Consider the following 19,991-nt stretch of genomic DNA (forward strand, 5'->3'; position numbering starts at 1 on the left):
GTCTATCTGTCCAATAATATCTAATTTAACTTACGATAAAATTTTAAATCATATTTGCAAATCTGTAAAGTCATTTTTCCTTAATAATTTCCAAGGCCTTTTCAAATTGGGTATCCGTCGGATCCGACGGCGTAAGGGGCACGACGACGTCCGGTTCAATGCCAACCCCGTCGATTTCACGGCCATTGGTCGTCCGGTACTTGGCAACGGTCACCTTGACGGCCGACTGCTGGCTTAAGGGGAAGACGCCTTGAACGGTCCCCTTGCCGTAGGTCTTGACGCCGACGATGGGGCCGAGCTTCATGTCCTGAACGGCGCCGGCAATGATTTCCGACGCACTGGCTGAGTTTTCATTGACCAGGACCACGATGGGAATGAGGTCTTCCGTCCCCTGAGCCGTATATTCGTCGACTTTGCCGTCTTGTTCCGTATAGGACACGATGGTGCTGTTCGGCGGGACGAAGTTGCTGGCAACGCCGACAGCCTGTTCGACGATGCCGCCGGGATTGTCGCGCAGATCGAGGATCATCTTCTTCATCCCCTGTTCGCGCAGCTTCGTATATTCCTTGGTAAAGTCATCGGCCGTACCTTCACCGAAGACGGCGATGCGGATGTAGCCGATGTCCGTCCCTTCGATGAGTTTGCCGGCTACGGTCGGCACGTGGATCTGCCGGCGTTCGACGGTAAAGGTCTTTTCTTCGCCGTCACGGCGGACGACTAAGGTGACATTGGTATTGACGGCGCCGCGAATGTGTTTCGATACGTCTTCAAGCTTATAGCCGTCGACGGGCGTCCCGTCGATGGATACCAAGATGTCGCCGCGCTGGAGACCTGCTTCGGCTGCTGGGCTGTCGTCCATGACGCCGGCAATGAGGATGCCTGCGTCCGTCGAGCCGATGTAGACGCCGATGCCGGCATAGGAACCGCTCATCTGGGCGGAAAAGTCTTTGTACAGGTCACCGCCGAGGTAGACCGAATGTTTATCCCCTAAGGTGCTGACCATGCCGGTTAAGGCCCCGTCAAAGAGGGCGCTGCGGTCGACGTTTTCCGCGTAATGGCTTTCAATGATTTCCAAGGTGCGGAAAAATTCAAACATGGCTGTCGGGCGACCCGTATAGTACCAAAAGAGGCCGAAGACAGCGGCTATCATGACGATCATGCCGCTGCAAAACCAGGCCAGGGGCCGGCGAATTTTTTCCCAGGCCTGGAGCACACGCTGTTTGTTCATTTATGGATCTCCTTTTTCAAAAACAAGGCCGCGAGAAACGGACAACACCGAATATAACACGATTTTATAAATAAGCAGAAGGATCGACGGGATCGCCGTTGGCACGGACTTCAAAGTGGACGTGAGGTCCCGTCGAGTTGCCCGTCGAGCCGGCGTAGGCGATGACCTGGCCCTGAGAAACGGACTGTCCTTCGGAAACAGCCAGTTCCTGATTGTGACCGTAGAGGGTCGACAAGCCGTTGCCGTGGTCGATGATGACGGCATAGCCGTAGCCGCTGATCCAGCCGGCTTCGACGACGACGCCGCCGTCGGCTGCATGGACCGGCGTACCGTAGTCAACGCCGATATCCATGCCGCTGTGATAAATGGTCGTCCCGAAAATCGGATGGGTCCGATAGCCGTAGGGCGAGGTGACGACGCCGTTGACCGGCCAAATCAGGGCTCCGGAGCCGCTGACAGGCTGATAATAGTCACTGCCGCCACCGCTGCCGGACGAAGCCTGTGCCGCCGCTGCGGCCGCCTGAGCAGCCCGGTCGGCTGCACGTTGGCGCAGCATTTCAGCAATGGCCTGAGACGACTGCTGATATTCATTATAAGCCTGTTCTGCCATGGCCTTATCGTTCTGGGCCTGGTAGAGGATGGCCTGCTGTTCTTTGCGGCGGCTTTCGATTTCATCGCGCTTAGCCGCTGCCTGGTCGCGGAGCTGAGCCTGGCGGGCCCGCTGGGTTTCCAGTTCCTGCTTAGCCTGTTCGATGGCCGCCCTTTCCTGACGGATGTCGGAAATCAAAGTGATATCGGCATCGATGATGCGGCGCAGCAATTCCAGGCGGTTGGAAAAGTCACTGAAATCCTTGGCGCCGAGGACGACGTCGAGGTAGCTCAGCTGACCGTGCATGTAGATGTCGCGGACGCGCTTGGTGAAGACCCCTTCCCGGACCTTTAGCCGAGCCCGGGTCTTTTCCAGTTCAGCCTGGGTGGCGGCGATTTTTTCTTCCGTCGCCTTCAATTCATTGGCCACGGCCTGGTAGTCGCGCTGAGCCGCTTCGAGCTGCTGCTGGATGGCGTAGAGCCGGTCATTGACACTGCCGATGACGGCTTCGGCCTGGGCCTTTTTTTCGCTTTCCTGAGCCATCCGGTTCTGGACGTCAGACAGCTGGTTCTGCAAATCTTCATCTTCGGCAAAAACAGCAAAGGACGGCGTCAATAGGGCTGTGATGACAGCCATGATGACGTATTTTTTAAGCATATTACACCTTCATATAGCGTTTCAGAGAAATCGTACTGCCAATGGCCCCGATGACCATGCCGATGATTAACAGGACGCCTGCCGTGCGGTACATAAAGGGAAAGACGCTGACCATCGGCAAAAAGGCCAGGGACTGATGGATCGCCGAGACGGCAAAATCGTAGAACTGATAGAGGGCGATGTCGGCAATGACGCCGCCGATAAAGCCCAGGAACAGGCCTTCCAAGAGGAAGGGCCAGCGGATGAACCAGTTCGTCGCACCGACGTACTTCATGATAGCGATTTCTTTACGCCGGGCAAAGACGGTCAGGCGGATCGTATTGGAAATGATGAACAGCATGGCCAGGGTCAGGAAGACGATGAGGGCAATGCCGCCCCAACGGATGATAGTCGTGATCCGGAAGAGCTGTTCGATGATTTCCTGGCCGTAGTGAGTCCCTTCGACTTCGGGGTAGTCGGCGACGATGTCCGCCGTTCTCCGGACGGCCTCAGGCTGGGTAAAGGTCACTTCATAGGAGCTAGGCAAGGGGTTCTTCCCTTCCAGGGCGTCGAGGATGCCCGGCTGATCTTTCATGCGCTCCTTTAAAATATCCATGGCCTGATTCTTATCGGTAAAGGTGACCGACTTGACGTCGGGCAAAGCCTGGAGGCGATGGGCGACGCTGTCGATGTCGGCCTGGGTCACATTGTCCTTGAGGTAGACCGTGATTTCGACCTGACTTTCGAGATTTTCAGCAAAATAGTCGAGATTGGCGACGAGGGTCATGAAGATGCCCAAGATGAACAAGGACAAGGCCACCGTTGCAATGGATGCCACCGACATGAAGCGGTTGCGCCAAAAAGACTGGAAGGCGGCGACGGTGTAGTAGTGCATGGTTCTAATTTTCATCGTCGTATCCTCCTCGCTGCTCATCGCGGACGACCTTGCCTTCGTCCAATTCGATAACGCGTTTATTCATCATGTCGACTAAGGTCTTGTCATGGGTTACCATGAGGACCGTCGTTCCCATGTGGTTGATTTTCTTAAAAACTTCCATAATATCCTTCGACGTGTCAGGGTCGAGGTTCCCTGTCGGTTCGTCGGCAATCAGTAAGAGCGGCCGATTGACGATGGCTCTGGCAATGGCCACGCGCTGCTGTTCCCCGCCGCTGAGGTTTTTCGGCAAAGCGTCGGCTTTCCCGATGAGGCCGACCAGATCGAGGACTTCCCGGACCCGGCGGCGAATGACGCGGCGCGGCGCTTCGATGACTTCCATGGCAAAGGCCACATTTTCCTGAGCCGTCTTATTCGGCAGGAGGCGGAAATCCTGAAAGACGATGCCCATCTTGCGGCGCAGGTAAGGAACGCTCTTCTTGGCCAGTCGGTTGACTTCGATGCCGTTGACGAAGACCGAACCCTGGGTCGGCAGTTCTTCGTGGGACAAGAGGCGGATCAGGGTCGACTTGCCGGCACCGCTGGCGCCGACGACGAAGACGAATTCGCCCTTGCCGATATGAAGGGACACCTGGTCGAGGGCAATGGAACCATTGTCGTAGACCTTGGATATATTCTTAAATTCAATCATAGAGACCTCCGATGCTGTTCGAGACGTTTGCGGACACCGCCCCGCCCTTCCAGGATGCGCAGGGCCAAATAGGCATTGCGCAGAGATTGGCGGCGCAGGTGGTTGAGGCGGGCCTTGATGGCCGGATCGAGTTCGCCCGGAGCCAGCTTTTCACTGACCCGGTCTGCGACGGCCTCAGCCGTTACCGTTTCCGTCGTCCCGCAGACCTTATCGCCGATGAGATGGATGAAGCTGTCGATTTTCGGATCATAGGAAATGGCCACGGCGGGAACTTCCATGAGGGCCGAAAAGATGAGGGCGTGAAGGCGGTTGGCGACGACGGCGTCCATGCAGCCCATGAGGGACATGAATTCGACCGTCGTGTAACGGTCTTCGAGGACGACAGCTGCCCTTTTCATGCGGCCGGCAATGTCGCGGCCGGCAGCGGCGTCTTCGGGATACTGCATGGGAATGAAAATGATGTCGACGTCTTCTCGTTCCTGAAGCTCGTCGGCAGCCTTGGCAATGGCCTCTTTATAGGCCTGATGGCCCTGCCAGTTGCGGACGGCAATACCTACCCGCCGCCGACTGCCGGTAATGCCGTTTCGTTCCAAGATATCGAGGCCGATGTGCTTATCGACGGGATGCATGGACAAGACGGCGTCGGCCGTCACGTGGATCGGCGGACGGGTGACGCCCATAGCCGTAAGTTCGGCCTTCGATTCCCTGTCGCGGACGCCGATGACAGCCACCTTTTGCAGGACTTTCCGGACAGCTTCCCGGGCCTTTACACCGCGGACGGGACCGATACCCTGGGCATAGAGCATGACCGGCTTTTTGAAAAATAAGGCGATCTTCATGATCCACAGGTAATAATAGAGGCTGCGGGCGCTGGTCACATCCTGGAGCAGGCTGCCGCCGCCGCTTATAAGAATATCACAGCGGCGAATGGCCGCTGCGATAGCGAAGAAATTCAGGCGATGAACAGCCTGTACCTTATGATTTTCCCGAGTCATTCGGCAGTTGCCGGTAATGACCGTAATATCCACGTCGGGAATGATGTCCTTTAACGAACCGACGATGGCGGCCAGCATGGCCTCGTCGCCGGCGTTGGCAAAGCCGTAATAGCCGGAAATGACGACCCTAGTCACGATGGTCCACCTGCTTTCCCAGCCACGTCGTGACGTAGCGGACGATGGCGATGGCGATGATCAGGGCGATGCCGATGACCATCCCCGTCACCCAGCCGTTGATGCCGCGGATGAAGGACATGAGGAAAGGCGTCCGGATATGGGCAAAGGTTTCAACCATGGAACCGACGCCGATGGCGGCGGCGATGACCAGGAAGAAGTGCAGCAGCTGCGGCCATTTACGGTACAGGGCTGCCACCATGAGATAAAAGCTCGGATGGCCGACGAGAAATTCCTTTTCCCGGGGACGAGCGTACATGACATTTTCTAAGAAGCGGCGCATGGCGACTTCGATTCCCGGAACGGGAACGCCCGACGTATGGCCGCTGCGGCCGACAAAGATGATGCCGACTACGGCAATGACGCCGAGGAGCAGGATGGTCCCCATCTTAATGGGGATGTTGAGGAAATCCTTGGCAAAGACCTTGAGATCTGCCGGCGAAGCGATGGTCTGCCCCATGAGGGGGAACCGGCTCAGATAGCCGATGGCCACTAAGAGCAGCGGCAGGATGAAGGTCAGTTTGACGCCGCGGTAAAAATCAAATTCCATGAAGAAGCGGATGTTGCCCAGCATGGCGGCGATATAGAGGCCGCCGATCATGGAGACGGCAACGGCAAAGAAGAGGCCTAAGGTGCCGTCGCGGATGACCCGGCCGTAGCCGAGTTTTTCCGTAAGCTTCTTCTTTTTCCAGTGATCCAGGGACAAGAGGATGGCTGCTGTCGGCGCTGCAGACGCACAGCCGATGGCCCAGGTCTGGAGGAACAAGGCTCCTTTGGCGACGAAGGCGCCGATGACGGCGACGATGATGCCAAGGGCCATGAGGATATAGTTCTGCCGATCCTTCAAGGGGATGAGCAGGTTGAGGACGAAGACGAAGCCGCAGGCTGCTGCCGCTGCCACCAGGGCCAGGAGCAGGCGGTTCGGGTAGTACGATTCCATGACCGAAGCCCGGCCGAGGGTATAGCCTCGTTCGGTCAGCTTATCCGATACGGTCTTGATGTAGGACAAGTTGGTCTGGGTCAGATTCATGCCGTGAAGGGGCTTCTTATACAAGGGGTAGAGATTGACTCGGACGTTTCGTTCGAGGTCGCTGATGTAAAAGCGCATAGCCGCTTCTTCCGGCGTAATCTTTTCCAGTTCTTCCTTAGCCATGGCGTAGACCCGGGCCGTCCGGTAATGAACGAGGCCCGACAAGTCGTACATGCCGTCCTGCCGGTTGTACTGGAGCTGATCGACGGATTCGATCATGTAGAAAGGAATGTCGCGGCTGTTCAAATTATCCGCCGTATAGTCGAGCATATCCTTTCGTTCTCCGGCGACAGGCGTATAGCCCAGGACTTCTTTTCCGACGAACATGATGCCCGATACGTTCTGAATCTTGTCGGCCCGTTCGAAGAAATGAGCCACCTCTTCTTTCGTCGGGTTGCTGTAATTCGTCGGCCGCAGGATGACGTAGAAGCCGTGGTCGCTGATGATCTTGGCATCGGCGCTCATGATGCCCAAGTTGACATCGCCAAGGCCGGGCATGACGCCTTTGAGGCCGGCAATGCGGTAGGATCCGTTGGACATGACCTTGACCTTATCGCTGCCAAGGCGCACTTTGAGGTCTGACACGACTTCATCAAAATAGAGGTCCTGCTGGCCCTGGGGCTTGCCGATGAGATAGTAGTCATACGAGTGATCCGTAATGCCGAACTGGGGATAATAGAGCTCAGCCCCCAATCGGGTAATGAGCGACAACTCGCCGCGCTGGGTCAGCTTGTTGAGCGTCGTATCATAAATGGTAAAGCTCGTAACTCCGGCGTCGCGGGCCATCTGCAGGGCAGTGTCCAAATCGTAGCCGTCATTACGGGCCATAAGGACGACGGCATCGAAGTCCATCGCCTGTTCAATTGTCGTCGACTGTGTTTCTACGGCATTGCGCTGTATGCACAGGCCGATAGCGATGATGAGGCCGATCAATACGGCCAGCATCATGACCCGCATACTGCGTTTATTCATGTTTGTCATTCTCTTCACCTTATCTATGAATTGCTCACCTGGCCGTGAATGGTCAGAAGATCGTCGTGCAGGACGACGCGATCAGGCTGGATTCCCAAGGGGAAATCCGTAAAATCGTAAATCTCTGCGCTGGCCAGCTTGGTCGAGCTGACCTGCATGCCCAGGCCTTCGACGGTGACCGTCTCGGGGATGAACATCAATTTCGTCCCCTTCATGCCGAAATGGCCGAGGACGTCAGCCCGGGCCGACACCAGTCCGCCGAGCTTGACCTTTCCCTGAACGCGGACCGAATCGCCTTCAAAAGAGACGCTCGGGTCGGTCAGGCCATCGATTTTCTTGACCAAGTAGTTCTCCAGGTCTTCCCGGCGAATGGACGCCGCCATATCCCCGCTTTCGACGCGGTTCACGCGCAGTTCCTGATACACCAGGGCCTGCAAGGGCTCGAAGTGGACGCCGTAGAGGTTGCTGTCAAAATTAGCGAACCTCAAATCGCCGGCCATAAAATTCGTAGCATGAACGGTAACCGCGTCGATATCGCCGATAAAAATCTTAGCTCCCGGCGATGCCTGGACGCGGACGTCATCATTTTGCAAATTAAATTTAGCAGACAAAGCCTGTGACAGACCGGCCTCGGCCAGTTGGGGCGCAAAGGCGTTGGCGCCGACCAAAAAGACTGCCACGAGGGTACAGACAATGATCCATCTCTTCATTTAAAGCTCCTGCTTTGATAACTTCTTTTCCTTAGCTTGCTGTAAGTAACCTTCGATAAAGATATCGAGGTCGCCGTCCATGACGGCCTGAATATTCCCCGTTTCGACGTTGGTCCGATGATCCTTGACCAGGTTGTACGGGTGGAATACATAGGAGCGAATCTGGCTCCCCCATTCGATAGCCTGGTGGACGCCGCCGATTTCGGCTTTCAGTTTTTCCTGCTTTTCCTGTTCCAGTTCAAAGAGTTTGGCCCGTAAGTATTTCAAGCACATTTCTTTATTCTGGAGCTGAGACCGTTCATTCTGACACTGGACGACGATGCCCGTGGGAATGTGGGTCATGCGGACGGCGGAACTCGTCTTGTTGACGTGCTGGCCGCCGGCACCGGAGGCGCGGAAGTAGTCGACGCGGACGTCGTCCATATTGATTTCGACTTCGACATCGTCCGGCAGTTCCGGCATGACATCGACAGCCGTAAAGGACGTATGACGGCGGGCTGCGGCGTCAAAAGGAGAAATGCGGACCAGGCGGTGAACGCCTTTTTCCGATTTCAAATAGCCGTAGGCGTAGTCGCCTTCGACGCGGAAGGCAGCGCTCTTGATGCCCGCTTCGTCGCCGGGCTGCATGTCGAGGACGGTCAGTTTATAACCGTTCCGTTCGGCCCAGCGGGTATACATGCGAATCAGCATCTGCGCCCAGTCCTGGGCTTCCGTTCCGCCGGCACCGGCGTGGAAGGTAATGAGGGCATTGCAGTTGTCGTACTCGCCGGACAGGAGCAGGAGAACTTCCCGCTTTTCGATGTCCCGCAAAAGTTCATGATACTGGCTTTCGATGTCGGCTGCAAAGGAGGCATCGCCTTCTTCCATGGCCATGTCGAGGTAGTCGATGAGGTCGTCGGCCTTGCGGACCAGCGTTTCATGACCTTCGACTTCCGTCTTGAGCAGGGTCGCTTCCTGGGAAACCTGTTTAGCCTTGTCCGGGTCGTTCCAGAATGAGGGGTCGCTCATCTGGATATCTAAATCCATGATACGTTCTCTTTTCCGAGGTAAGTTAAAGTGAATCCCCGATTTCTTGTATTCTTTGTTTTAAATCTTCCAGCGGTTTACGCATTTCATCCAATAACACAATTAATCACCAACTTTTCAGTTAAATATCGTTTATCCGTCGTCTTACAGACGGTTCATTTTATTCCCGTTCCCGTTCTTCATCTTTCTCGATGTCTTCGGCACTGACGGGTTTGCTTTCTTCGTGGACTTCATGGGCTCCCTGCAGGTGGTCTTCGGCCTGAGGAACAGGCTTGCTGTACGTGACCTGAATGTGGTACAGGAAGGTGATGACCGTCCGTTTGATTGATTCTACCATTTCGGCAAACATTTCGTACGCTTCAAACTTGTATTCGACCAAGGGGTTCTTCTGCCCGTAGGCCCGGAGGTTGATCCCTTCTTTGAGGGCATCCATGGCGTCCAGGTGGTCCATCCACTTGCTGTCGACGACGCGGAGCATGACGGCCCGTTCCAGTTCCTTCATGGTCTGTTCGCCAAATTCATTGAACCGTTCTTCATAGAGATCGACAGCGATTTTCTTCAATTTTTCCTGAACTTCGACGCGGCTCATGTTTTCCAGTTCTTCGACGGTCACAGCGTGTTTCGGTACGAAGTACTGCTGCATCTGAGCCAAGAGGCCGGCAAAATCCCATTCTTCAGGATAGAGTTTTTCGTCGGCATACTTGTCGAGTTCAGCCAAAATGATGTCGTCGACCATGCCCATGATCGTATCCTTGAGGTCATCGGTCGTCAGGACCTGGCGGCGCTGGTTGTAGAGGACTTCACGCTGCTGGTTCATGACATCGTCATATTCAAGGACGTATTTACGGATTTCAAAGTTGTGGCTTTCGACCTTCTTCTGGGCCTTTTCAATAGACCGGGTGATCATGTTGGCCGTAATCGGTTCGTCTTCGTCCATGCCCAGCTTATCCATGAAGCGGGAAATGTTTTCCGAACCGAAAATACGCATCAAGTCGTCTTCGAGGGACAGGAAGAACTGGGTCGTACCGGGGTCGCCCTGACGAGCTGCACGGCCGCGCAGCTGATTGTCGATACGGCGGCTTTCGTGGCGTTCCGTACCGATGATCATGAGACCGCCCAGGTCGGCAACACCTTCGCCGAGCTTGATGTCCGTGCCGCGGCCGGCCATGTTGGTAGCAATGGTGACCATGTCGCGCTGACCGGCGTTCTTAATGATTTCGGCTTCTTTTTCGTGATACTTAGCGTTCAGCACGTTGTGAACGATGTTTTCTTTATTGAGGAGCTGACTTAAGATTTCCGACTGATTGATCGACGTCGTGCCGACCAAGATCGGCTGGCCCGTAGCGTGGCGCTTGATGACTTCTCGTACAACGGCACGGTACTTGGCGTTCTTGGTCTTATAGATGACGTCGGGCAAGTCCTTACGGATAGCCGGTTTATTCGTCGGGATGACGTAGACGTCGAGCTTATAAATCTTATTGAATTCGTCTTCTTCCGTCTTAGCCGTACCGGTCATGCCGGCCAGCTTGTCGTACATACGGAAGTAGTTCTGGAAGGTAATGGTAGCCAGGGTCTTGCTTTCGCCCTGGACCTTGACGTCTTCCTTGGCTTCAATAGACTGATGGAGGCCATCGCTGTAACGGCGGCCGAACATGAGGCGGCCCGTAAATTCGTCGACGATGACGATTTCGCCGTTCTTTACGACGTAATCCTTATCTCGGTGCATCATGAAGCGGGCCCGCAGGGCCTGGATGACCAAGTGGTTCAAGTCGAGGTGTTCGTTGTCGAACATGTTGCTGATGCCCAGCATCTTTTCAACCTTGGCGACACCGGAATCGGTCGGGGCGATGGTCTTTTGCTTTTCATCCATCGTGTAGTCTTCTTTATCGAAGTGCTTGACGATGGCAGCCAGGGTACTGTACAACTCCGTCGATTTTTCACCAGGGCCGGAAATGATGAGCGGCGTCCGCGCTTCGTCGATGAGGATTGAGTCCACTTCGTCGACGATACAGTAATTGAGGGGGCGCTGTACCATCTGGTCGGCACTGATGACCATGTTATCACGCAAATAGTCGAAACCGAATTCATTGTTCGTCCCATAGGTGACGTCGGCGTTATAAGCACGGCGGCGCTGATCATAGGTGAGATCGTGGACGATAAGGCCTACGGACAAGCCGAGGAACTTATAGATACGGCCCATGTCTTCGCTGTCACGGGTAGCCAGGTAGTCATTGACGGTGACGACGTGAACGCCTTTTCCGGTCAAGGCATTGAGGTATACCGGAAGGGAGGCAACCAAGGTCTTCCCTTCACCGGTGCGCATTTCGGCGATATCTCCGCGATGGAGGACGATGCCGCCCAGGATCTGGACGTCAAAATGACGCATCCCCGTCACACGACGCGATGCTTCACGAACGACGGCAAATGCTTCGGGCAAAATGTCATCCAGCGTTTCACCGGCTGCCAAGCGATTTTTGAATTCAAAGGTCTTTTCCTGCAGCGACGAATCGCTCAATCCGGCTAATTTCGGCTCCAGATCATTGATGCGGCGAACGATGGGCCACATCTTCTTCAGTTCATGCTCCGTATTATTTCCGAGCAGTCTTTGTATGAGTTTATTTAACACCTATCCGAGACCTCCAATTTACAAAATCTGCAATTTACTCTGTTATATCATATCAATTATACATTATACCCCGTGAGCGTCATACTTTGCAATAGATTGGGGGAAATTAGGCAGCTCCGCCATTTTTCTGCACTTCGCCCGCTCTCAGCGCCGCTGTCTGCCCCCTTTTTATTTTCTTTTTATACACGAGGATTGCCCGCCTTTTTTTGACCGGGCTCTCATTCGCCGCTCGACATCAACTGCGCTTCAGCCCATTCATAAATCGAGTCGAGTGACGGAATCAATGTCTTTCCCCGTTCGCTCAGAGAATACTCGACGGTCGGCGGAATCGTACTGTACTGCTTTCGTTTCACCAGCTTGTCCTGTTCCAATTCCCGCAGGCACTTGGTCAGCATGGTAGGCGTAATGCCCACGACTTTTCGTTCCAATTCCCGATAGCGCAGGGTCTGGTTCTCGGCATCGGCCATATACCACAAAATCGGGAGTTTCCATTTCTGTCCGATAATCTCCATAGCATAGAGAATCGGGCAGTCTGTTTCATAGATGTTCTGTTCTTTCGGAAGCGGCTTTTTTCTCATAAAATCACCTTTACTATATTTTTTATAGTTACGAAGAAAAATCTCTCTTCTTGTTTTTTCTACGTTTCTAATTATAATGTAGGCAGAACGAAAAATCAATCTAATACGACAATCTGATAGGAGTGAAAAAATAATGAAGCACCTCTTTGACAACATAACCTTAAAAAATTTGAAATCCAAAAACCGTCTGGTACGCTCAGCAACCTGGGAAGGCATCGCCAACCGCGACGGCAGCGTCACCGAAGAAGCCTACAGCATCTACGATGAGATTGCCAAAGGCGGCGTCGGCATCATCATCACCGGCTTTACCAGCGTAGCTGCCAACGACTATTACTTCGGCGGCATGATGCGCCTTTCCGACGACGCCCTCATTCCCCAGTACAAAAAGTTGACCGATATCATCCACGCCCAAGGAATCCCGGTCATCACCCAGCTCGCCCTCGGCGCTTACTACCGTCCGGTCGGAAACAGCTTCGAGCAAGTAGAGCCTGACGACATGACGACGGAAGAACTCCACTGGGTGCGGGATCAATTCATCGACGCTGCCCTTCGCGCTGAAAAAGCAGGCTTTGACGGCGTCCAAATCCACGTCGCCCACTTCTTCTTCTTGAGCCGTTTGGTCTCGCCCTTGGTCAACCATCGGACAGACGAATACGGCGGCAGCACGGAGAACCGGACGAGACTGGTCACAGAAATCATAAAGGCCATCCGGGAAAAGGCTCCGACCCTGCATATCACGGCCAAGATCAACAGCAATGACTTCATGGCCGGCGGCTTAGACGCGGCTCAAAGCCTCGATATGTGCCGTCACCTCTGTCAGGCCGGCCTCGACTCCATCGAAGTCAGCGGCAACGGAACGTCCGTCCCCGGCATCCGTCCCCATCAAAACGAAGCCTACTTCGCCCCCTTTGCCGCCAAGCTGGCCGCCGAAACAGACGTGCCGGTCATCCTCGTCGGCGGGTTGAGAAGCCTCGATACGATGGAAGAGGTCCTGAACAAAACGAAAATCGAAATGATCGCCCTCTCCCGTCCTCTTTTACGGGAACCGGATCTGCCGAATAAATTAGAAAGCGGTGAGACGACCGTATCGGCCTGTGTGTCCTGCAACGGCTGTTATTCGTCTCCGTCTCACAAATGCATTTTCAGAAAGGACTGACAAGTCATGATGTTTCAACTGAACGTGCCGACCAAACGCGGCGTCGTCTTAAACGGCGTTCTCTTTCGCAGCCAAAAAGAACGCCGATCCGATACCGTCATGATTGCCATCACCGGCATCCACGGCAATTTTTATTCCAACCCTTTTTATTACAACATCGGCGATACCCTGAACAGCGGTGACATCGACTTCATCTACGCCCAGACCAACAACGCCTTCAGTGAAATCCCGACGGTCAATGTACATACCGGCAAGGAGGAAACGATCGGCTCGTGGAACGAACGCTTTGCCTATACCGACGACGACCTCGACGCATACATTACCTTTGCCCAAAAAGAAGGATATAAACACATCATCCTTGGCGGCCATTCCCTCGGAGCCAATAAGGTCATTTACTACCTGTCACGAAATCACGATAAGCGGGTAGAACACTTCTTCCTCCTGTCGCCGGCCAACCTGACCTACATGATGTCCGGCGTCACCAACCGCGAAAAAGAGTGGATCAAAGAACAAGTCGAGCGCGGAGACGGCGACAAAATGCTGCCCTTCCTCTTCATGGGCTGGGTAACCTGCATTGCCAACACGGCCTGGGACTGGCAGTTCTCCGGCCTGCTCAACAATGTCCACACCGCAAAAGACGGGGATTTTTCACAGGCCTCCGCCTTGTCCCATACGGGAGCCCTCCTGGTAGGCACGTATGATAACTTCACCGACGGCGATCCGTCTGACTTTTTAAGAAACCTCAATAACCATATGCCGACGGCAGCAGCGAATTCACTGATTTTCATTGAAAAGACAGGCCATACCTACCAGATGAAGCATCAGGAAGTCGCCGACAAGATTTTAGCTCAATTACAAGAATGGAGGGCTGCCTAATGCCTTTTGTCATGGCCAAAGTAAACGTACCGGTCAGTCGCGACCAAGAAATAGAACTCAAATCCCGCCTGGGAAAAGCCATCGAGGCCATTCCCGGCTTAAACGAAAACTATCTCCTCTTCGGGATTGAAGATAACTGCCGCCTCCACCTCCGCGGCAAGGACACCTGGAAAATCGCGTATATCGAAGCCTCCCTCTTCGGCCGCCCCGATCACGCCGGCTTCGGCGTCTTCGCTGCCGAGATGACCGCTGCCTTTCAGGACGTCCTCGGCATTTTGCCGGAAAACATCTACATCAAGTTCGACGATATAAAAACTTGGTCGACCAATGGTCAATTTATCGACAGTCCCTATCGGTGATGCCATGGAAAAAATTGTTCTCACCACCTTTACCGACCCCATGATGGGACTTTCTTATGAACAGAAACCGGTCTACGAAAAACTGGCAGACCATTTCGGCGACCGCCTCGTCTTCCACTACGTCATGAGCGGCCTCGTCCGAGATGTCAGTGATTTCATGGTGCCCGAAGAAAGAGCCCTGCCTGCCGAAGAAGGCATCCGGCTCTATAACCAGCGTCTGGCCCAAATTTACAAAGGAGAAGAAGCCATCGGCGGCCTTCCGATCAATATGGACGGCTTCCATCTTTTCGATGCCGGCCACCGTTCCTCCTACCCCCTTTGCATCGCCTACAAAGCAGCCGAGCTTTGCTGTCCCGAAAAGGCCTCGGCCTTTCTCTTGAAGCTTCGCCGAGCCACCATCGTCGAGACACGGCAGACGACGAGAACCGATGAACTTATCGCCGTAGCAGCTGATGCCGGCTTAGACCCGGAGCAGTTCCGGATCTGCTTTGAAGACGGCCGTGCCGCCGAAGCCTTCCAAAAAGACCTTGAACTGACACAGTCCCTCGGAATTCGCCAGTTGCCGACGGTTCTAATTCAAGGCGGAAAAAAATCCCTCCTCGTCTCCGGCATGGCAAGTTATGACACCTTCATAAGTCTGATAGACAAGCTTGACGCCTGAGGGCATCCAACAGGGCTGTACGGCCTTCCGTACAGCCCTGTTCTCATGGAGGGTGCTTCAAAAACAACCCCTTCGGCAGACGAAGATTTTCCGCTCCGCAAAAAGTGGCGCGACCAGCCCTTTGCCATCGCCGCCAGTCCCCTAATTTATATCATCTTATAGGGAACGGTTTTGCCGTGACAGAAGGCTTCCTTTTTTCCCGACCATTGAAAATAAATTGCCTTCTCCATCTTGACAAATTCTATACAAGGACGCATGAATATGCTAAAATAGGTTTATTCTTTATGTATTCTTTATAATATATCGTAATATATTGAAAGGGGTTTTCACCATTATGATGCAGTATAATGTGCCCATCTTGGCCGCCTTCGTCCTCTACCTCGGGGCCATGCTGGCAATCGGCATTTATTATTCCCGCTCCCAACAGCGGCTGAGCGACTATATTCTCGGCGGCCGCAGCCTGGGGCCGTGGATTACTTCCATGAGTGCCGAAGCGTCCGACATGAGCGGCTGGATGCTCATGGGCGTGCCCGGCTTTGCCTACTCGACAGGTATTTCGGCGTCGTGGATTGCCATCGGCATCGCCATCGGCACCTACCTCAACTGGCACTTCGTCTCCCAGCGCCTGCGCAATTATACGGAAGTGGCCAATAACAGCCTGACCATGCCGGACTATTTAAAAAACCGCTTCCACGATGAAAACAACATCATCCGCATCATTTCCGCCATCTTCATCTTAGTCTTCTTCCTCATCTATACCTCGTCAGGCTTCGTATCCGGCGGCAAGCTCTTTGAATCGGTCTTCGGCATGGATTACTTCTCCGCCCTGGTCCTCAGCGCCGGCGTCGTCGTCGTTTACACCTTCCTGGGCGGCTTCATGGCCGTCTGCTGGACCGACTTCATCCAGGGCTGCATGATGTTCCTGGCCATCGTCCTAGTCCCCGTCGTCGGTATGATTGCCTTTGGCGGCGGCGAAGCCGTCATGACCCGCCTGGCCGACACGGCACCGAACCTCTTGGACATGGTCCCCGATACGTCGACGACAGGCATTATCGGCATCATTTCCGCCCTGGCCTGGGGCGTAGGCTACTTCGGTCAGCCTCACATTCTGGTCCGCTTCATGGCCATCGGCGACCCCAAGGAATTAAAGAAATCGAAGCACATCGCCATGACCTGGGTCGTCATCTCCCTGGCGGCTGCCGTCCTGGTCGGCCTCGTCGGCAAAGTCGTACTCACGACGCCCCTTACCGGCGCCGATTCGGAAAAAGTATTCTTAGTCATGAGCGGTCAACTCTTCCCGCCCTTTGCCACGGGCCTCATCTTGTCGGCCGTCTTAGCTGCCGTCATGAGTACGGCTTCGTCCCAGCTCCTGGTTACGGCGTCGGCTATTTCCAAAGACTTCTACCACACCTTCGTCCGCAAGAATGCCAGTGACAAGGAACTCATTTACGTCAGCCGCCTGACGGTCCTCGTCGTCTCGGCCCTGGCCATCGTCATGGCTCTCAACCCCAACAGCTACATCCTGACCATGGTTTCCTACGCCTGGGCCGGTTTCGGTGCTGCCTTCGGCCCGACGATCCTCCTCTCCCTCTACTGGAAGAAGATGACCAAAAACGGGGCCCTGGCCGGCATCATCGTCGGCGGCCTGACGGTCCTCATTTGGAAGCAGTTCAATTGGTTCGGCCTCTATGAAATCGTACCGGGCTTCCTCTTCTCCCTGGCCGCCATCTACATCGTCAGCAAGCTCGAAGGCGGAGCCAGCCAGGAAATCCAGGACGAATTCGATCAGGCCATCCATCACGCACCCAAGATCAGCGTCCTCCACAGCGAAGACGACTAAGCCTCGTCGGCATCAGGCAGTCAGACCCCTGTTATTCGTTCACAAAATACAAATGCAGTCACCCCCATGGATGACTGCATTTTTTTATGCCCTTACTGCGCCTTGTCGGACGCGTCGGGAGTATTCCCTTGTACCAAGCCTGATGTGCCTTGGCTCAGCACTTTGTAGCTGATCTCAATGACCTCTTCGATGGGAAGTTTTTTCCCGCCTTCGACCCATTGACGATACATGGAAAGTCCCGTCGCATGAACGAAAGTCGTAAACAGTTCCTGTTCGCCGGGGCTCAAATTCTGAAAGGCCGGAGCCTTCCCCCAGCTCTTGGCAATATATTCTTCCACCAAGTGACTGCTCAGGTGCTGGTACGATACGGCACAGAGGATTTTTTCATACAGCGGCCCTTGATGGACAGCATAATGGAAAAAAGCAGCGTTGATCTTATCCAGATCCTCCGGCACCCGATAATCGGCAATGAGGTCGACATAGCCCTTGGAAAATTCACTGAGTATTTCTTCCAGCAGGGCATCGACACTATCGTAGTAGCGATAAAAGGTCTTTTTATTAATCACAGCCTGACGGCAAAGGGCCGTAACGGTGATCTTCCGATAATCCTCCTTTAAGAGCATGACCGAAAAGGCCGTCCGAATCGACTGAATCGTCTTTTGTACGCGCAGGTCTTTATGACCGCTTAACTTCATATGCTAGCCTCCTTTCTGACTTTCCCTTATTGTATCATTTTTTCGTTACTTTTTCGCTACCCTTTTTTATATAAGTGTAGCATAAGTCCCATGCAGACCCATATGGACCCTTGTCGATCCCCTTTCCCGCTGCCATAACAAATCCATCTCAAAAGACTTAAAACCCTTATAAAAAGAAAGGAAAACAAGATGAAAACCATCTTTATTACCGGCACCTCTTCCGACATTGGCAACGGAAGGGCAAAATATTTTTGTTGTCAAGACTGACTGAACATGGCTGCCATGCGAAATCTGAAAAAATAGGACGAAGAAGGGTCCTTTCCGGCCCATAAGACGCAATACGGCCCCCAACCGGATTCGGTTGAGGGTCGTTTTTCGGTCATATATTAAATTGTATTCCGAGGGATCATCGAGGCTTAGTATTCCGGTTCGATGAGGCCGTATTTCCCGTGTTTCCGTTTATAGACGACACTGATGGTGTCGGTCTTGGAATTGAGGAATACGAAGAAGTCGTGGCCGACGAGGTTCATCTGCAAGATAGCTTCTTCAACATCCATGGGACGAGCTGCAAACTTTTTGACGCGAGCGACTTCAAAGGATTCTTCCGGTGCAGCCGGGCCTTCGATGAGGGCGGCGTTGAAGGTGCCTTTCTTCATGCGGCGGGCGATTCTCGTCTTGTATTTATGGATTTGGCGGACCAGCTTATCGTAGACTAAGTCGATAGCAGCATACATATCGTCGTTGCCTTCGACGCCGCGGAGGACGACGCCGTCAACTTTCAACGTGATTTCAGCAACTTTACGGTCTTTTTCTACAGAAAGCAGGGCCTGGACAGTGACTTCGTTATCAAAGTATTTCGTGACTTTCTTTTCCTGTTTTTCAACGTGATCTTTCAAGGCCGGTGTAATTTCTAAATTCTTACCTCTAACGATGATTGCCATAAAACATCCCTTCCTTTCGTGGAGAGAGTCCGCCTGGAATCCGGAGGATGACTCCGTTCCATTCAGCCTCCCTTATACTTATAGTATTCAACAAGAAAGGGCGAAATCCTTCTCAAAAAACAGAAAAACTTTACATTCCTTCGAAAAATATTCTTTTCCCCCAGAAGATATTCCTCAGACAGAGTTCAAAAGGCGTACAAAAAAAGGCCCTGTCCGAAGACAGAGCCTTTTGATTGTAAAGCGAGTATCGGTAATCTAAGGATTAGAATACGAATACGAACTGTGCACGCGTTTCTTCTTCAGGGTCCGTGTTGCCAACCTTAGCTTCAGAAGCAAAGGTCTGCATTACCTGGAACTGTGCGTTCTTAGCGAAGGTATAGTCGATGCCGGCACCCCAAGATTTTACGTTGTTCATGAGGTCATCGTTTCTCCAGCTGTTCGTCGAGCCAAGGAAATCACCGGATGCATTAGCGAAACCGTCATCAGCATTGAGGTATTCAACCCAGATGTCCCAAGACTTCGGCGTAGCGAAGTTAGCAGCACCGTAGGTCAATTTACCGACCCAAACTTCAGGATCGTCGTTGCCAGTCTTGCTGCTGTATTTTTCGTAGTTAGCCAAAGCATTCCAATTGCTGCCGAGGTCGATGCTTGCATAAGCGCCCCAAGCGTCATCGAAATTGAAAGCAGTGCCGCTTTCATTATCGCGATGTACTCCGCCAGCCATAAAGTTGTTGTAGTAACCGCCGATAGACGAGCCGTTGCCGAAGAAACCTTCTACAACGCCATACGCTGTCTTAACGCCATCAACACCATCTAAAACCTTAGAGCTTTTGTCAACTTCACCAACTACTTCGCTCTTCTTGAATTTACCATAACCACCGGTCAAAGCGAAGCTGTCGCCTTTATACTGGAGCTGAGCGCCATCAAAGACATCGCCATAGAAGAAGCCGTAAGCGTTGTCGCCGCCCATCTGATAGTTATAACGACCAGCCGTTACGGTCCAGTCTTTACCCAGCTGGTATTCGACGTTAGCGCGGTCGGTGTAAGTGGAATCATTTTCGTTAGCCGGACCATTGGATGCGAAGGAATGGTTGGATTCGATACCATAGGTTACTTTCGTGCGGTCGTTAACCTGTGCATTAGCACGGAGACGAACACGATAATCCCAAGATTTATCGTTGTCAACAGAATTTTTCTGATAGATATAACGAACACGAGCGTCACCGGTCAATTTAACATTGCCAACGCGGTTTTCCAAAGCGCTTACGCGAACGCCGAGGTTGTTGAGTTCGTCAGCGAATTCATCAGCCAAT

18 protein-coding genes are annotated in these 19,991 nt (G+C 53.4%); 5 read left to right on the plus strand and 13 right to left on the minus strand.

The window, feature by feature from the left end:
• Positions 1 to 70: 70 nt before the first annotated feature.
• The 10 genes from QZQ46_RS08705 to QZQ46_RS08750 form a co-directional block, all read right to left on the minus strand.
• Positions 71 to 1,228: a S41 family peptidase gene (locus QZQ46_RS08705; RefSeq protein ID WP_296828932.1), complete on the minus strand. Its 1,158-nt coding sequence runs from the start codon at positions 1,226 to 1,228 to the stop codon at positions 71 to 73.
• Positions 1,229 to 1,292: 64 nt separating this feature from the next.
• The gene (locus tag QZQ46_RS08710; protein ID WP_296828934.1) at positions 1,293 to 2,474 is read right to left on the minus strand and encodes a murein hydrolase activator EnvC; all 1,182 of its coding nucleotides are present in this window, start codon (positions 2,472 to 2,474) and stop codon (positions 1,293 to 1,295) included.
• 1 nt (position 2,475) lies between these two features.
• Positions 2,476 to 3,363 (minus strand): permease-like cell division protein FtsX, encoded by an 888-nt coding sequence (gene ftsX / locus QZQ46_RS08715; protein WP_296828936.1) that lies wholly within the window; start codon positions 3,361 to 3,363, stop codon positions 2,476 to 2,478.
• Entirely contained in the window at positions 3,353 to 4,039 is a 687-nt protein-coding gene (gene ftsE, locus QZQ46_RS08720; protein ID WP_296828938.1) for a cell division ATP-binding protein FtsE, read from the minus strand. Before ftsE ends, ftsX begins: the two co-directional genes overlap by 11 nt.
• Positions 4,036 to 5,169: a polysaccharide pyruvyl transferase CsaB gene (gene csaB, locus QZQ46_RS08725; protein WP_296828940.1), complete on the minus strand. Its 1,134-nt coding sequence runs from the start codon at positions 5,167 to 5,169 to the stop codon at positions 4,036 to 4,038. Before csaB ends, ftsE begins: the two co-directional genes overlap by 4 nt.
• The gene (locus tag QZQ46_RS08730) at positions 5,162 to 7,210 is read right to left on the minus strand and encodes a DUF5693 family protein (protein ID WP_296828942.1); all 2,049 of its coding nucleotides are present in this window, start codon (positions 7,208 to 7,210) and stop codon (positions 5,162 to 5,164) included. The genes csaB and QZQ46_RS08730 overlap by 8 nt, the downstream gene beginning before the upstream one ends.
• A 23-nt stretch (positions 7,211 to 7,233) precedes the next feature.
• The gene (locus QZQ46_RS08735) at positions 7,234 to 7,920 is read right to left on the minus strand and encodes a DUF2993 domain-containing protein (protein WP_296828944.1); all 687 of its coding nucleotides are present in this window, start codon (positions 7,918 to 7,920) and stop codon (positions 7,234 to 7,236) included.
• A protein-coding gene (prfB, locus tag QZQ46_RS08740; RefSeq protein WP_366134620.1) for a peptide chain release factor 2 occupies positions 7,921 to 9,031 on the minus strand; the annotation gives its coding sequence in 2 pieces (ribosomal slippage) (positions 7,921 to 8,973 and positions 8,975 to 9,031; 1,110 coding nt in all).
• A 75-nt stretch (positions 9,032 to 9,106) separates the two neighbouring features.
• Positions 9,107 to 11,572 (minus strand): preprotein translocase subunit SecA, encoded by a 2,466-nt coding sequence (gene secA / locus QZQ46_RS08745; RefSeq protein WP_296828946.1) that lies wholly within the window; start codon positions 11,570 to 11,572, stop codon positions 9,107 to 9,109.
• A gap of 218 nt (positions 11,573 to 11,790) precedes the next feature.
• Positions 11,791 to 12,150: a helix-turn-helix domain-containing protein gene (locus QZQ46_RS08750; protein ID WP_296828948.1), complete on the minus strand. Its 360-nt coding sequence runs from the start codon at positions 12,148 to 12,150 to the stop codon at positions 11,791 to 11,793.
• A 133-nt stretch (positions 12,151 to 12,283) separates the two neighbouring features.
• On the opposite strand from QZQ46_RS08750, the gene QZQ46_RS08755 reads away from it, so the two are divergent.
• The 5 genes from QZQ46_RS08755 (at position 12,284) to putP (ending at position 17,042) form a co-directional block, all read left to right on the plus strand.
• A complete protein-coding gene (locus QZQ46_RS08755; protein WP_296828950.1) occupies positions 12,284 to 13,306 on the plus strand; it encodes an NADH:flavin oxidoreductase in 1,023 nt (340 codons plus the stop codon).
• Between the two features lie 6 nt (positions 13,307 to 13,312).
• Complete coding sequence (locus QZQ46_RS08760) at positions 13,313 to 14,182, plus strand: alpha/beta hydrolase (RefSeq protein WP_296828952.1); 870 nt, start codon at positions 13,313 to 13,315, stop codon at positions 14,180 to 14,182.
• Positions 14,182 to 14,541, plus strand: a complete 360-nt coding sequence (locus QZQ46_RS08765; RefSeq protein WP_296828954.1) for a hypothetical protein — start codon at positions 14,182 to 14,184, stop codon at positions 14,539 to 14,541. The genes QZQ46_RS08760 and QZQ46_RS08765 overlap by 1 nt, the downstream gene beginning before the upstream one ends.
• Before the next feature lie 4 nt (positions 14,542 to 14,545).
• Entirely contained in the window at positions 14,546 to 15,202 is a 657-nt protein-coding gene (locus QZQ46_RS08770; RefSeq protein WP_296828956.1) for a DsbA family protein, read from the plus strand.
• Between the two features lie 334 nt (positions 15,203 to 15,536).
• Entirely contained in the window at positions 15,537 to 17,042 is a 1,506-nt protein-coding gene (putP, locus tag QZQ46_RS08775; RefSeq protein ID WP_296828958.1) for a sodium/proline symporter PutP, read from the plus strand.
• Between the two features lie 92 nt (positions 17,043 to 17,134).
• Here the strand turns inward: putP and QZQ46_RS08780 are convergent, their stop codons facing one another.
• The 3 genes from QZQ46_RS08780 to QZQ46_RS08790 all read right to left on the minus strand — a co-directional run bounded on the left by QZQ46_RS08780 (position 17,135) and on the right by QZQ46_RS08790 (position 19,990).
• On the minus strand, positions 17,135 to 17,737 hold the full coding sequence (locus QZQ46_RS08780) for a TetR/AcrR family transcriptional regulator (protein ID WP_296828960.1): 603 nt from the start codon (positions 17,735 to 17,737) through the stop codon (positions 17,135 to 17,137).
• A 416-nt stretch (positions 17,738 to 18,153) separates the two neighbouring features.
• Complete coding sequence (gene raiA, locus QZQ46_RS08785; RefSeq protein WP_296828962.1) at positions 18,154 to 18,678, minus strand: ribosome hibernation-promoting factor, HPF/YfiA family; 525 nt, start codon at positions 18,676 to 18,678, stop codon at positions 18,154 to 18,156.
• A gap of 262 nt (positions 18,679 to 18,940) precedes the next feature.
• On the minus strand, positions 18,941 to 19,990 hold the full coding sequence (locus QZQ46_RS08790) for an outer membrane insertion signal (RefSeq protein WP_296828964.1): 1,050 nt from the start codon (positions 19,988 to 19,990) through the stop codon (positions 18,941 to 18,943).
• Position 19,991 lies beyond the last annotated feature (1 nt).

Source organism: uncultured Megasphaera sp. (genome assembly GCF_900539295.1).
In the GTDB taxonomy this organism is placed as follows: domain Bacteria; phylum Bacillota; class Negativicutes; order Veillonellales; family Megasphaeraceae; genus Megasphaera.